Source organism: Arcobacter ellisii (assembly GCF_003544915.1).
GTDB classification, from domain to species: Bacteria; Campylobacterota; Campylobacteria; order Campylobacterales; family Arcobacteraceae; genus Aliarcobacter; species Aliarcobacter ellisii.
In genome coordinates this window covers 1,602,428-1,616,159 of record NZ_CP032097.1, presented here as the reverse complement: position 1 = coordinate 1,616,159, position 13,732 = coordinate 1,602,428, and the positions used below count along the sequence as shown (strand labels likewise).

General features: G+C 24.4%; 14 protein-coding genes. 8 read left to right on the top strand and 6 right to left on the bottom strand.

Annotated features, from left to right (window positions below; all coding sequences use genetic code 11):
- Positions 1-2: 2 nt before the first annotated feature.
- Together AELL_RS08315 and AELL_RS08310 are read right to left on the bottom strand one after the other, a co-directional pair.
- Positions 3-551: a hypothetical protein gene (locus AELL_RS08315; protein WP_118917499.1), complete on the bottom strand. Its 549-nt coding sequence runs from the start codon at positions 549-551 to the stop codon at positions 3-5.
- Positions 552-640: 89 nt separating this feature from the next.
- Positions 641-3,640, bottom strand: coding sequence for a DUF748 domain-containing protein (locus AELL_RS08310; protein WP_118917498.1), 3,000 nt, complete (start codon positions 3,638-3,640; stop codon positions 641-643).
- 110 nt (positions 3,641-3,750) lie between these two features.
- Between AELL_RS08310 and dapE the strand changes: the two genes are divergently transcribed.
- The 4 genes from dapE (at position 3,751) to AELL_RS08290 (ending at position 8,239) form a co-directional block, all read left to right on the top strand.
- Positions 3,751-4,851 (top strand): succinyl-diaminopimelate desuccinylase, encoded by a 1,101-nt coding sequence (gene dapE / locus AELL_RS08305; RefSeq protein ID WP_118917497.1) that lies wholly within the window; start codon positions 3,751-3,753, stop codon positions 4,849-4,851.
- Positions 4,852-4,968: 117 nt separating this feature from the next.
- A complete protein-coding gene (locus tag AELL_RS08300; RefSeq protein WP_118917496.1) occupies positions 4,969-6,789 on the top strand; it encodes a P-loop NTPase fold protein in 1,821 nt (606 codons plus the stop codon).
- A gap of 78 nt (positions 6,790-6,867) precedes the next feature.
- Positions 6,868-7,107 (top strand): helix-turn-helix domain-containing protein, encoded by a 240-nt coding sequence (locus AELL_RS08295; RefSeq protein WP_118917495.1) that lies wholly within the window; start codon positions 6,868-6,870, stop codon positions 7,105-7,107.
- Entirely contained in the window at positions 7,100-8,239 is a 1,140-nt protein-coding gene (locus tag AELL_RS08290) for a type II toxin-antitoxin system HipA family toxin (protein WP_118917494.1), read from the top strand. The genes AELL_RS08295 and AELL_RS08290 overlap by 8 nt, the downstream gene beginning before the upstream one ends.
- A gap of 56 nt (positions 8,240-8,295) precedes the next feature.
- Here AELL_RS08290 and AELL_RS08285 read toward each other — a convergent pair whose 3' ends face one another.
- On the bottom strand, positions 8,296-9,084 hold the full coding sequence (locus AELL_RS08285) for an ABC transporter ATP-binding protein (protein WP_118917493.1): 789 nt from the start codon (positions 9,082-9,084) through the stop codon (positions 8,296-8,298).
- Between the two features lie 85 nt (positions 9,085-9,169).
- On the opposite strand from AELL_RS08285, the gene AELL_RS08280 reads away from it, so the two are divergent.
- Complete coding sequence (locus AELL_RS08280; RefSeq protein ID WP_118917492.1) at positions 9,170-9,610, top strand: GyrI-like domain-containing protein; 441 nt, start codon at positions 9,170-9,172, stop codon at positions 9,608-9,610.
- 166 nt (positions 9,611-9,776) lie between these two features.
- Positions 9,777-10,127: a zinc ribbon domain-containing protein YjdM gene (locus tag AELL_RS08275; protein WP_118917491.1), complete on the top strand. Its 351-nt coding sequence runs from the start codon at positions 9,777-9,779 to the stop codon at positions 10,125-10,127.
- Positions 10,128-10,173: 46 nt separating this feature from the next.
- On the opposite strand, the gene AELL_RS08270 is transcribed toward AELL_RS08275, so the two are convergent.
- Complete coding sequence (locus AELL_RS08270) at positions 10,174-10,710, bottom strand: carboxymuconolactone decarboxylase family protein (protein ID WP_118917490.1); 537 nt, start codon at positions 10,708-10,710, stop codon at positions 10,174-10,176.
- 90 nt (positions 10,711-10,800) lie between these two features.
- Between AELL_RS08270 and AELL_RS08265 the strand changes: the two genes are divergently transcribed.
- Together AELL_RS08265 and AELL_RS08260 are read left to right on the top strand one after the other, a co-directional pair.
- Complete coding sequence (locus AELL_RS08265; RefSeq protein WP_118917489.1) at positions 10,801-11,376, top strand: TetR/AcrR family transcriptional regulator; 576 nt, start codon at positions 10,801-10,803, stop codon at positions 11,374-11,376.
- 88 nt (positions 11,377-11,464) lie between these two features.
- Positions 11,465-11,995 (top strand): hypothetical protein, encoded by a 531-nt coding sequence (locus AELL_RS08260; RefSeq protein WP_226805969.1) that lies wholly within the window; start codon positions 11,465-11,467, stop codon positions 11,993-11,995.
- Here AELL_RS08260 and AELL_RS08255 read toward each other — a convergent pair whose 3' ends face one another.
- Positions 11,996-13,351 (bottom strand): SLC13 family permease, encoded by a 1,356-nt coding sequence (locus tag AELL_RS08255; RefSeq protein ID WP_118917488.1) that lies wholly within the window; start codon positions 13,349-13,351, stop codon positions 11,996-11,998.
- Positions 13,352-13,361: 10 nt separating this feature from the next.
- Positions 13,362-13,679, bottom strand: coding sequence for a quaternary ammonium compound efflux SMR transporter SugE (sugE, locus tag AELL_RS08250; RefSeq protein WP_118917487.1), 318 nt, complete (start codon positions 13,677-13,679; stop codon positions 13,362-13,364).
- Between the last annotated feature and the right edge of the window lie 53 nt (positions 13,680-13,732).

Below are 13,732 nucleotides of genomic sequence, written 5' to 3'. Positions count from 1 at the left end.
TTTTAATCAATTGATAAAAATGAATTTATCACACAATCCATTCTATCTTCTAAATCTTTTGCATCTAAATCCATATAATCTATTTGAATTTTATAGACTAACTTTTTGTCATATTTAAAATCAAACATTAAATATCCTGCATATTTTTTTGCTTCACTATTTTTCTTTCCACTATCTTCTTTATCATTTTCATAAACATAATAATTTATAGAAACTTTTTTATCTTGATTTTTTTGTTCCATTGAAATTAAATATTTATTTATGATATTTTTTAGTAGTTCATCACTTTGTTCTTTTGTTAAAATATCTTTTAAATGACTTTTCATATATTTTGAGTATTCAATTGAAGAATTTATTTCATAATTTCCAGTTTTAAAAGCCTTAATAGCTTCTTTTATAGGCTCTTCTACAAATATTTTTTCAAAAGTTGTAGTTTTTGTCTGGCATTCAACTCTTTTAGTTTTTGTACTTTGAGAAGCTTTTGTAAATACAGCATAAAAAATAAAAATCAATAAACATATTAAGATTATTGGTGCTATTTTATTAAACATATTATCCCTTTTTTAAATTTGAGGGATAATAACAAATTAAGAATAATAAGTCAATATTATTCTTAAATTATAAGTAAATTTAATAATTCTTATTTTAGCTGTTCGATTTTCAAATCTATTGAAGAGTTTGAAGTTATTAATTCATCAGATAAAATAATTTGTTTTTTATTGATAGATTTTTCTTTGATTAAATACTCTTTAATATTTAAAATTCTTTCTTTTGCAATTTTTTCAAGTTCAATATCTTTTACTTTTTCTTTTGCAATTAAAGCATCAATTTGTTCTTTTTTTAGATTTCTATCATCATCTTTTCTAGCTAAATATTTTTTCTCTTTTAATGCAATAGTCTCTTTATCTTTATCATACGAAGCTATAAGTTTTATTGCAATATCTTGTTTTGCAGTTAAAATTTGAGCTATTTTATCAAGTGTCTCTTTTTGAATAGGAGTTATTTCACTCTCTAAAGAGTCAAATTTTACACTTTTTATTTCATCTTCACTAAAATTAAATACAGCACCTAAAAGAGAAAAAGGAGCAGTTACTGCTTTTGTGATTAGATTAACAAAAGCTTTCCATATTATTGAACCAATAGAAAATTGTGGGTCGTCTACATTTCCTGAAATAGGAAGATTTATATCAATAACTCCATTTTTATCTTCAAGTAAAGATATTGCAATTCCTAATGGTAAAGAGACAGCATCAGGACTTTGAACTTCATTTCCTAACTCTAATTTTGTAATAACAATATTATTTTTAGCATCAAGATTTGATTGGTCAATATTATATTTTAAGTCTAAATCCAGTTTTCCACTTTTTAGCTCTCGACCTATAAATTTCCCTGTATATGGTGTGAAATTTTCCATAGCAATATTTTGGAATTTCATATTTATATCTGTTAGAAATTTAATATTATTTGGATTTACAATTCCTGTGATTTTTGCAACACCATATTTATCAACAACACCATTTACTTCTAGATTTGTTTTACTAGATTTTGTGTTTCTGATTTCTGAGATTTTTCCATTTAATTTTGTAACTTTTGTTTTAAATGAAATTGGTAAATTTTTATCTTCAAAATCAAATGTTCCATTTTTAATATTTACTGGACCAATATTTAGTTTTGTTTTATTTGAACTTTTATTCTCTTTTGTTGGGGTATTTGTTGTTTTTATTGTTTCTTCATTTTTTTGTGTAGGTGTATTATTTTTAGGTAAAACAACAGAGATAAAAGGATTATTTAAATCAGTTTTTACTATTTTAAATATATTTTTTTTATTTGATAATTGTTGAATTTTTAAATCTAAATTTTTTGCATGAATTTTTGTATTATTTTCTAAATTTATAAAATCAAGATTTGGATTTAGAACTCTTATAGAGTTTATACTTAAATCACTTCCTTTATTTGAGAGAGTATTTAGAGTTATCTCTATATTTTTGCTTTTCACATCTATTTTATTTGCTAAATCTTTGAAATTAACTGTTGGTTTTGAAAGTTTTATTTCATTTACAGTAATTTTGTCATTATCTAACATAAAGTTATTTAGGTTTAAACCGATATTTGTACTATTAATATCTATTTTTGAATTTTTATCTTTAAAATTAAGTTTTGGTGTTTTTAAAGATGAATTTTTAATTGAAATTTTATTGCCATCAATTTTTAGGGCATTTAAAACTAAATTTAGATTTTTTGAATCAATATTTAATTTAGATTTTTTTTCATTAAAAATTAGATTCTCTTTTGATAAATTTATAGTATCAATATCTAAAATAGAGTTATTCAAAGATAAAGTATTTAGATTTATTTTTGTATTTTTTGATTGAATATCTAATTTATTTTTATTATCAATAAAACTTAGATTTGAGTTATTTATATTTAGAGAATTCAAATCAATTTTTGAATCAATTATTTGTAAATTTTTAAGATTTAAGTTTGTAGTTTTTACATTGATTAAACTGTTATTTGTTTTATCATCAAAATTAAAATTTGTTGTTGCTTCAATATTTGATAAATTTACAATCCAAGGTTTAGATTCACTATTTTGTGCAGTTTCAACTTTTTGTTCATTTTTATTTTCTTCTTTTGAAGAATTAGTTTTTATTAGATTTGCAAAGTTGATACCTGATTTATCAGAAATCATATTTGCATTTAAACTATCAATTTTAACTCCATCAAGTTTGATATTTTGACCTATTAAATCAAAATCAAATTTTTTAATATCAAGTTTTTTTAGATTTGCTATTGATTTATTGTTTTGTTTTAATTCAAGATTATTTAACTCTAGTAAATCACTATTTAGTTTTAAATCAAAATCATTTGTTGTATCAATATTATAGTTTAAAATAAGATTTATATTTGCATCATTGTTTATATCAAAGTTGAAAATATCTTTTTTGAAATCTAAAAATTCTTTTATTTTTAGATTTGAAACGTCAATTTTTCCATACATTTTAAATGGTTCAAGTTTAAATGCTCCACCAATTGATACATTTGTATCTTCATTTATTCTAAATTTAAGATTATTTGAAGATAGAGCATTATTATATGTTCCTAAATCATAAATTGTGTAATCAATATCTTTTAAATTAAGAGAAAAAGGTTTTTCCTCTTTTTCACTTGTAAAATTTATATCAGCATTTTTTAAATCAATTTTTGAAATTAGGAATTTAATATCAGTAGAACTTGTTTCTTCTTTTTCTTCTTTTTTTGGAGTATCTTTTACCAATTTTGTAAGATTTAAAGCACCATTTTTATCTTCTGTAATATTTAGATAAAGTTCATCTAAATATATATTTTGGAAACTTATATGTCTTTTTTCAATAGAACGCATAAATGCAAAATCAATAGTTAATTCTTTGAAAGAGATATCAGAATTGTTGTTTTCATCCAAAAGTTTAAAATTTTCAATTTTTATATTAAGAGTAAAAGGATTAAATTCAACTTTTTCAATAGTGGTTTTTAAAGTTAAATTTTCATCTAAATTTTTGATTAATTGGTCTTTTACAATATTTGGAACTAGCTTAAAACCAATTGTTGTATATACTAAAAGTATAAAACAGAACCAATAAAATGTTTTTTCTAATTTTCCCATGATAGAGCCTTTGGTAATTAAATAATAAAAATTAAAATTTTTTATAGTTTTTTATTATAACAAAATAAAGTTAAGTTAGCTAAAATTGCCCGTAATTAAAAGGATATTAAATGACTATTATAGAATTATTTCAAAAATTATTAAGATTCAAATCACTAACTCCAAATGATGATGGAGCATTTGATTTTATAGAAGAGTATTTAGGGACAGAGTGGACTTGTATAAAAGTTGATATGGAGGGTGTAAAAAATAGATTTTATTATAAAAAATTCAACGAAAACCCGCAACACCTTTGTTTTGCAGGTCACATTGATGTAGTTCCAACGGGAGAAGGTTGGGCGGTTGATCCATTTGCAGCTGATGTAGTTGATGGAGTAATAACTGCAAGAGGTGCGCAAGATATGAAAAGTGGAGATGCTGCTTTTTTATATGCTTGTAAAAATGCCAAAAATTTCGATGGAACATTATCAATTCTTCTGACATCAGATGAAGAGGGTGAGGGAACTTACGGAACTATCAAAATGCTTGAACACCTAAAAGAGATTAATATGATTCCAAACTACGCAGTTGTAGCAGAGCCAACTTGTGAAGTTGTGTTTGGTGATGCTATAAAAGTAGGTCGAAGAGGAAGCATAAATGGATATTTAACAATCCAAGGAAAACAAGGACACGCAGCCTATCCAGAAAAAGGAATAAATCCAGTTCATCAAATAGCTCCACTTTTGGAAAAAATTGCAGGATATGATTTGGACAATGGAGATGAATATTTTGCTCCAAGTAAATTGGTAATCACAGATATAAGAGCAGGAATGCAAGTAACAAATGTAACGCCAAATAAACTTGATTTGATGTTTAATGTAAGAAATTCAACAAACACAAAAAAAGAGGATGTAGAAGCCTATATAGAAAAAATCTTTGGGCATTTAAACTACACTTTACGAACAACTCAAGGTTCATATCCATTTGTAACAAACAAAGAATCAAAGGTTGTTAAAGCCATGGAAACTTCAATAAAAGAAGTTTTAGGAATAACAACAAAACACAGCACAGCTGGTGGAACAAGTGATGCCAGATATTTTGGAGCATTTGGAATAGAGGCTATCGAGTTTGGAGTTATAAATGATACTATTCATAGTGTTGGTGAGAGAACAACTGTTAAAGAAGTTGAGGGATTGACTGCTGTATTTGAGGATTTGATTAAAAACTTTTAATTTCTACTAAGTATAAAAAAGCTTTGGAATCTCCCAAAGCTTTCTTTCAAATTGTAATCTTTTTTATTATCACACTTTTTTCTAGATATAATAAATAAAAAAATTATAGGTTAGCTTATGTCAAATGAACATATATCACAATTTTTAGATTATTATATAAAACTTCCAAATCCACAATATGCAGTTTTATTAAAAGGAAAATGGGGAAGTGGAAAAACTCATTTTATAAATAAATATAAAGATAAATTAAAAGAGAATAAACAAAGATATATTTATGTAAGTTTATATGGTGTAAAAAATTATGATGAAATTGAAACAAAATTTTTACAATCATCTAATCCTGAGATATTTAATGAAAAAAGTATTTTTGCTGGAAAATTAGCAAATGCTTTTATAAATGAAAATATCAAAAAATCCTTAGGTCAAATAAAAAAATCTCTTTCATCTTTAAATGCAAAAGGAAATATTCTAATATTTGATGATTTAGAAAGATGTAGTATAAATATTGTTGATTTATTAGGGTATATCAATAATTTTGTAGAACATCAATCTTATAAAGTAATGTTAATTGCAAATGAAGAAGAACTTGAAAAAACAGAAAAATATACACTAATAAAAGAAAAGCTTATTGGAAAAACTTTTGAGTTTATTTCAGATGCACTTTCTGCTTATGACAGTTTTTTAACCGAATTAGAAAATACAAATAATATAAAAGAGAATATTTTAGAAAAAGAAAAATCAAATATATTAGAACTTTTTGAAAAATTAGAATCTAAAAATCTAAGAGCTTTAAGACAAACTTTACTTGATTTTGAAAGATTTTATGATGAAGTATTAGTAAATCATCAATCAAAAGAAGAATTGATAAAAGATATTTTATATTGGTTTTTTCTATTTTCATTTGAAATTAGACAAGGTAATAATCATATTTTAGATTTACCTAAATTGAGTGAAGAATATCATTCATTAACTTATAATAAAAAAGAAGATGAAGCAGAAAAAACAAAATATAAATCCTTTTTAAATAAATATAACCTTAATGATAATTCAAATGTAATTATTTCTTTTGATTTATGGAAAGAGATATTATTAAATTCAAATATTCAAAAAGATGAGATAGATTTATCTTTAAGAAATAGTAAATACTATTTTGATGAAAATACTCCATCATGGCAAAAATTAACAAATTGGTATAATTTAGGAGATGATGAGTTTGAAGAGTTACTAAAAGATGTCTATAAAAGATTTTGTGATAATGAATATAAAGACTATAAACATTTTAAATTAGTTGCTTCAATGTTATTGTTTTTTCAAGAAGAAAAGTTATTTATAATAGACTTTGAAGAACTTTTTACTTTGATTAAAAAGAATTTTAAGTCATTATTTGATGAAGGTAGTTTTGATTTTAAAAATATTTTTCTCATTAGAAAAGAATTTATGGGAAATAATTATGAGAATATACAATATTTTAAAAGTGATTCCTTTAAAGAATTTGAAAAGTATATTGATGAGTTTTTGAAAGTGCAAGAGATTTTAGATTTGAAAAATAATTCAAAGCTAATTGTTGATGCGATAAAAGAAAAAAATTCAAAAAAGTTTTTTGAGTTATTAGAAGGGAAAAATGATATAAGAATATTTGATTATAAAGATAAACCCATATTGAGTCAAATAAATATTGATGATTTATTTAATTCATTTATGAAAACGAATGGTGTAACCATGCATTGTTTTGGCGGTATTATAAAAGATAGATATAATTTTTGGATAAAAGAGTTGTTATGTGAAGAAACTTTTTTAAGAGAATTGTTGGAAAAAATTGATAATCATTTAAAAAGTAATGAAGTTAAAGTGAGTACTTACAATTTAGAAAAAGAAGTTAAATCAAATCTTATAATTGCATTAGAAAGAATTGAAAAAAATAAAGAGATAATTAAATAAACATTAAATGTATAATATATTTGACAAAATATAAATAAAATTATAAAATGTCTAATATATTAGACAAAAGTGATAAAAATGGATTTAAAAGAACTAGGCTTACAAATAAAAAAATATAGAAAAGAAAATTCTATATCTCAATCAAAGATTTGTGATGATTTAAAAATCTCACGAGCTACACTTTCTTCACTAGAAAATGGAAGAGGTGTAGATGTAGGGATAAAAAAAGTCATGCAAATACTCGATTATTTGGGTTATGAATTTTGTATCAAACAAAAAAGTTTATTTCCTACTTTGGAGGATTTGAGAAATGAGTGATTTTTTAACTGTAAAGGTTAATTCTAAAACATCTGGTGTTTTATCATTTGAAGAAAATGAGTATATTTTTTCTTATAAAACAGAAGATAAAAAGGATTTTATATCTCTTACTATGCCAGTTCGAGCTAAATCTTGGAATAGTAAAAATCTTCATCCTTTATTTGAAATGCACTTACCTGAGGGTTATTTATTATCTATCATCAAAAAACACTTTTCAAAGTTCACAAAGACTGATGATTTTGGTTTATTAAAACTTATGTCACCAAGTATAAAAGGAAGAGTCTCTTATGAACAAGATTTAAAAGTAGAGTTGAAACCTCTTGTTTTAGATGATTTACTTCATTCGTCAAATGAAAAATTATTTGATGAACTGGTATCTAGGTTTGCTTTAAATTCACCAATTTCAGGAGTTCAACCAAAGGTTTTAGCTCAAATAGAAAACAAAGCTACTTTAAAACTTGAAGATTATATTGTAAAATCTTGGGGAGAAGATTACCCAGAACTTGCACTTAATGAATACTTGTGTATGAGAGTAGTTCAAAAGGCAAATATTTGTGTTCCTGAGTTTTATTTATCACAAGATAGAAAACTTTTTATTATGAAAAGATTTGATATAAAAGAAGACAATACTTATTTAGGTTTTGAAGATATGTGCGTACTTTTTGGAAAAAATCGTAATGATAAATACGAAGGAACTTATGAGCAAATAGCCAAAACAATAAAAACTTTTGTATCGCCAAAATATAAAAAAGAGTCTTTAGAAAACTTTTTTAAAATGATAGTTATAAATTTTTTATTAAAAAATGGAGATGCCCATCTTAAAAACTTTGGATTGATTTATGATGATATTTTAAATATCAAATTAGCTCCTGCTTATGATGTGGTAACCACAACGGTGTATATTAAAAATGATATTCCAGCACTTCATCTTTTAGGAAGTAAAAAATGGTGGAAAGAAAAACAGCTTTTAAGATTTGGTATAGAATTTTGTGATTTAACAGCAAAAGAGGTTAAAGAGCTTTATACAATATGTATAAATGCAAAAGATGAGATTATTGAAGAAGCAAAAACATATAAAAAAGATGAATATTTATCAGAATTTATTGATAATTTGATTGAAAAATGGTCATAAGAGTATTAATTTTTTTAAATGATAAGTAGATTTATCATTAAAAATAAAAGAAGAGATTATAAAATCTCTTCCACAAAATATCTTCCATTTTTTTCACCAATAGATAACTTTGTATCAAAAATTTCTGATAGATTTTCATTTGTTAAAATCTCTTCTTTTTTTCCACTTTTATAGATTGTATTATTATGTATTAAAGCTATATTTTTTATCTCTTCAAAAATCTCTTCAAGATGATGAGTTACTAAAATAATCGATGAAGTAAGTGAAAGTTTTTTCAGCATTTTTATAAAATTTATTTGTGCTTTTATATCAAGTCCAACTGTTGGTTCATCTAAAATAAAAGCTTTTGGGTTGTGTATCAAAGCTCTTCCAACTATACATTTTCTTAATTGTCCTGTACTCATTTCAGCAACTTTTTTATCTTTTAAATCAACTATCTCTAAAAACTCTAAAACCTCTTTTGCTTTTATGATTTGTTCTTTTGTAAAATCTTGATGAGTAAATATCCCAACAGAGCTGTAATGTCCACTTAAAACAACTTCAAAACCATTTAGATAACCAGCTTCTCTTGCAAAATAGTTGTGTAAATCATTTGTTATAATTCCTAACTCTTTTCTTAGTTCAAAAATAGAGTAGGTTGCTTTTCCTAAAATCTCTTTTTTATATTCATTTGTTTTTCTTGGATGAATTTCTGATTGAATTAGTTTCATCAAAGTTGATTTTCCACTTCCATTTGCTCCAAGAATTGCCCAATGCTCTTTTTCTTTTATTTTTAAATTTACATCTTTTAAAATAATTTTTTCATCATATCCTACATTTATATTTTCAAAATCAATAATATTCATAATATTTCCTAAAATAGTTCTTTTTAAGATACTACTAGCAAATCTTTAATATAATCCTTAAATAATAAAAAAAGAAAGAGTAAAAATGAGAGTTACAAGAATCAAAAAATTAATGATTTCAGGAATAAGTACGATTACAAATAATGAATTAGAAATGAGTGAAAATGGCAAAATTGCTGGACTTTGGGAAGAGTATTTTCAAAAAGATATTTATAAAAAAACATTTGATAAAGCAAAAAGTGATTTTATGTATGGAGTTTATAGTAATTATGAGTTTAATGAAACTGGAAATTATAAAGTTACAGTTGGAGTTGAAGTTACAAAACCTAAAAATGCCATAATAATTGAAGATAAAAAATATTTAGTTTTTTCAAAACAAGGAGAACTTCCTATGATTGTAACTGATTTATGGGAAGAGATTTGGGAATATTTTGAAAAAAACAGCGATTATGAAAGAGCTTTTGAAATTGATTTTGAAAAGTTCACAGATGAAGATGAAATAGAGATTTATGTTTCTATAAAATAAGAAAAAGATGAATTTATAATAGGCTAAAAGAAAATTATAATACAAATTTTATTTTGGAGTATTTTAAGATATTTTTAAAAATATTGAAATAAAGCTTAAAATACCCCTAAATTATAAGAAAGTATTATTATTGTATAATGAGGCATTTAATGTTTAAAGGAAAATAATGAGTCAATTACCAAACTGCCCAAAATGTGGAAGTGAATATACTTACGAAGATGGGAATTTATATATCTGTCCTGAGTGTGCTAACGAGTGGTCTCAAGATTCATCTTTAGAAAGTAGCAATAGTGATACGTTAGTTGTAAAAGATGCAAATGGTACTATTTTACAAGATGGAGACGATGTTACTGTTATAAAAGATTTAAAAGTTAAGGGAAGTTCTTCTGGTATAAAAGTTGGTACTAAAATCAAAGGTATTAGACTTGTTGATGGAAATGATGGTCACAATATCGACTGTAAAGTTCCAGGTGTTGGAGCTATAAAATTAAAACAAGAGTTTGTTAAAAAATCTTAAAACGCTTTTTTATAAGAAGTTTTAAAATTAAAACTTCTTATAAATCTCAAGCTTCATAATCTTCAATTTTAAATGCGTTAAATAAAATATCAGTTGCTAACATTCTTGCTCCATGATTTAAAGCATCAAGAATATCTTTATCTTCCCAGTTTAGTTTTTTTAGTGCATCTATATCATTTTTATCTACTTTATGGGGATTTTTCATAGAGTTAATTACAAATTTTAAAAGGGCATTTTCTTTTTGAGTTAGTTTTTTACTCTCTAAATTTTTTTTCATAAATTCTACTTCTTCTAAATTCCATTTTGAATAATTAACCAATAAAGCAGTATTGAAATCTATACAAAAATTACATTCTTCTTTACTTGAAACACATATTCTAATACTTGCAAGTAGTGGCATAGATAAAGTAGGGTGAGTTGAGTAATATTTTATAAAATCTAATTGTTGTTTTAAAAGTTCTGGGCTTGAGCTAAAAAGTTTTGCATTGTTTCCAACACTTCCTCTTACTTTTATAATTTCATTATAAATTTCAAGTAATTCACCTGTTGCTTCTTCTGTTTCATAAGTTTTAATTAATGGCATTTTAAATCCTTTTTATAATTGACTATTTGGTCAAGTGTCATTTTAATAAAACTTGACCAATTTGTCAAGTCAAAAATGATATAATTCAAAATGGAAAAAAATACAAGAAAAAATTTAATAGATTCAACCTTTGATGAGATTTATCAAAAGGGTTATCAAGGTGCATCACTTACAACGATTTTAAAAAATGCAAAAGTGCATAAAGGTTCAATGTATCATTTTTTTGAAAATAAAAAAGAGATGGCATTAGTCTCTATAAAAGAGAAAATTTATGAACAATTTGTACAAAGATACTCTTCAATAATAGCTTTAGAAAGTGGTTATTTAGAAGCTTTTATAAAAAGTATAAAAGATACAACAAATAGGGATTTTAACAAAGGTTGTCCAATAGCAAATATTGTTCAAGAGATGTCAAATATTGATGAAGATTTTAAAGTTTTGATGGAAGAGATTTATCAAACATTTAGAAAAAATATAAAAGATATTTTAGATTTAGCAATAAAAAAAGATGAGATGAAAGAGTGTGATACGACAAAACTTGCATTGTATATTGCTTCTACAATTGAAGGTGCAATTTTATCTGCAAAAGCAAGTGGAAACATCCAAGATTACCTTGATGTTATAGATATTTTATCTTCTTATATAATCTCTTTTAAAAAGGTTTAAAATGAATATGAAAAAACTAAAGGATATGGAAGAGGAGTTTTTGACTTTTTATCCAACAGGTTTTTAAGATGCAAAATTTTTCCCAACTATGAAAAAGTTTAATCCTTCAAAACTTGAAGAGTTTACAAAAGAAAATCTAAAAAAAGAGAACTTTTCAAACCCAAATTTGATTGTAGAATCTTTTTTTCAAATTATTCAAAAATCTGTTTTAGTTTCACTGTTTGATAAACTAAAATTTCGTGATATGTTAGCAAATTTAACTTCTTATGAAAAAGATATGTTAAGTATAGAGCTTTTTGAACTAATACACGGAAATCAGAAAAATGGATTTGAGGGAATTGTAGAGTTTTTATCTCAATATAATCTTGCAAAATGGACGATAATCTCTGTTGTTTTATATTATAACGATAGACAAAAAGAGTATTTTATAAAACCTACAACCACAAAAAATGTACTTAAATATTTTGAGATAAAAGAGTTGGTTTATAAACCAACTCCTAGTTTTGAGTTTTATGATTCATATAAAAAAATCTTAAACGAAATGAAAAAAAATGTTCATAAATCTCTTCATCCTGATAATGCGGCATTTACTGGATTTTTAAGAATAGGTATGGAGTGATTAAATAATAGTTTTTACAAACTGCATCCAATAATATTGTAATGGAAATAGAAAAACTATAGTAATAACTGCAAGTATCAATAAAAACTTAATAGCTTGTGTTTGTTTGATATTTGCCAAAGCTAAACCAATTATTATTGGTGGAGATTGATATGGTAAAAATAGAGTAGAAAAAGCTGATACTTCCATCATAATCACTTCATTTAAACTAAAATTACTTATTGAACTTATATGTTCAGCCATTGGAGTAAATATTGCAGGAATTGATGGCTGAGTTATAAAAATACCTGTAAATGACATAAATGAACTAATAATTATTTGATTTAAAACTTCATAATTTGTAGGTTTATAAAGATTAATAGTTGATGTTAAAATCTCTTTTATATAATCATTTGTAGCAACAATATTTCCTAAACTAATAATAGAAGCAACCAAAAGTAAAGAAGCAAAATTTATGCTATTTACATCTTTTGTTTTTATGATATTTATTGTTGGATTTGCTAAAAATAAAACACCTACTATTGCTATCACACTTGCAGAAATTCCATGTATAAAATCCGTTGCCCAAAAGAATATCATAGCTATAATAGTAAAAATCACGATTTTTTCATCTTTTGATAAGAGAGTTTTTTCACTTTTATAAAAAGTGTATTTAGGAGTATCATTGTACATAAGATATAACAAAACTAGAAGAATTAAGTTTTTTATAAAACCTAAAACAAAAAAATTAGCAACTAAATAGTGTGAATATAAAAGCTCAAAACCATAAATTTCATATGTTAAACCACTTAATATCATATTTGGAACGTTTGCTGGTAAGATTGTAAAAGCTGGTATTACAGTTGAAAAAATGAAAGCTAACATTATTCCTGTGTAACCTTTGTCATTTTCTTTGAAACCAAAGTTTTTAGCGACAATTATTGCAACTGGAATTAAAAGAATAACTCTTCCTAAACTTGAGGGCATAACAAAACTAAATAATAAAGAAAAAATATTAATAAAAATCAAAATATTTAGATAAGTGGGATTTTTTATAAAAGAAAAGAGTGTAGAAAATCTTTCACTCAAATTTACATTTTTGATAGCACTTGCTATTAGCATACCTGCAAATACAAGCCAAAAAGCAGAAGATGAAAATCCTGAAAAGATGATATCTTTGCTGCTTAAAGAAAATATCAAACTTGTAAATAAAAATATAAGAGAAGTTTGATAATTTGGTATTATTGAAGTTGCCCAAAAAACAATTGTTGTTATAAGTAATGTTATTAAAATCAGATTTTTAGTATCAATTATAAAATTTGATGCAATAAAATAAATTATGATTGGAAAGAGAAAAAATAGAATATTTTTAATCAAAATTAACCTTTTATGAAGTTGTGATTTTTAATCCAATAATACCAAGAATTATAAAAATTATACTTACGATTCTTAATAGATTTAATGAATCATTAAAAAGAATTACTCCAGCTATTACAGTTCCAATTGTTCCTATTCCTACCCAAACAGCATAAGCAGTTCCAAGTGGAAGAGTTTTTAGTGAAATACTTAATAACCAAAAACTAATTAACATAGCAAATATTGTAAGTAAACTAGGGATTAATTTTGTAAAACCATCTGTGTATTTAAGACCAATTGCCCAGAATATTTCAAAAATTCCAGCAATAATAAGAGTGACCCAACTCATAAAATTTCCTTTAAAAAAAATTGAGGTCGTCCTCTAAAATAAGTGTAGAGGTA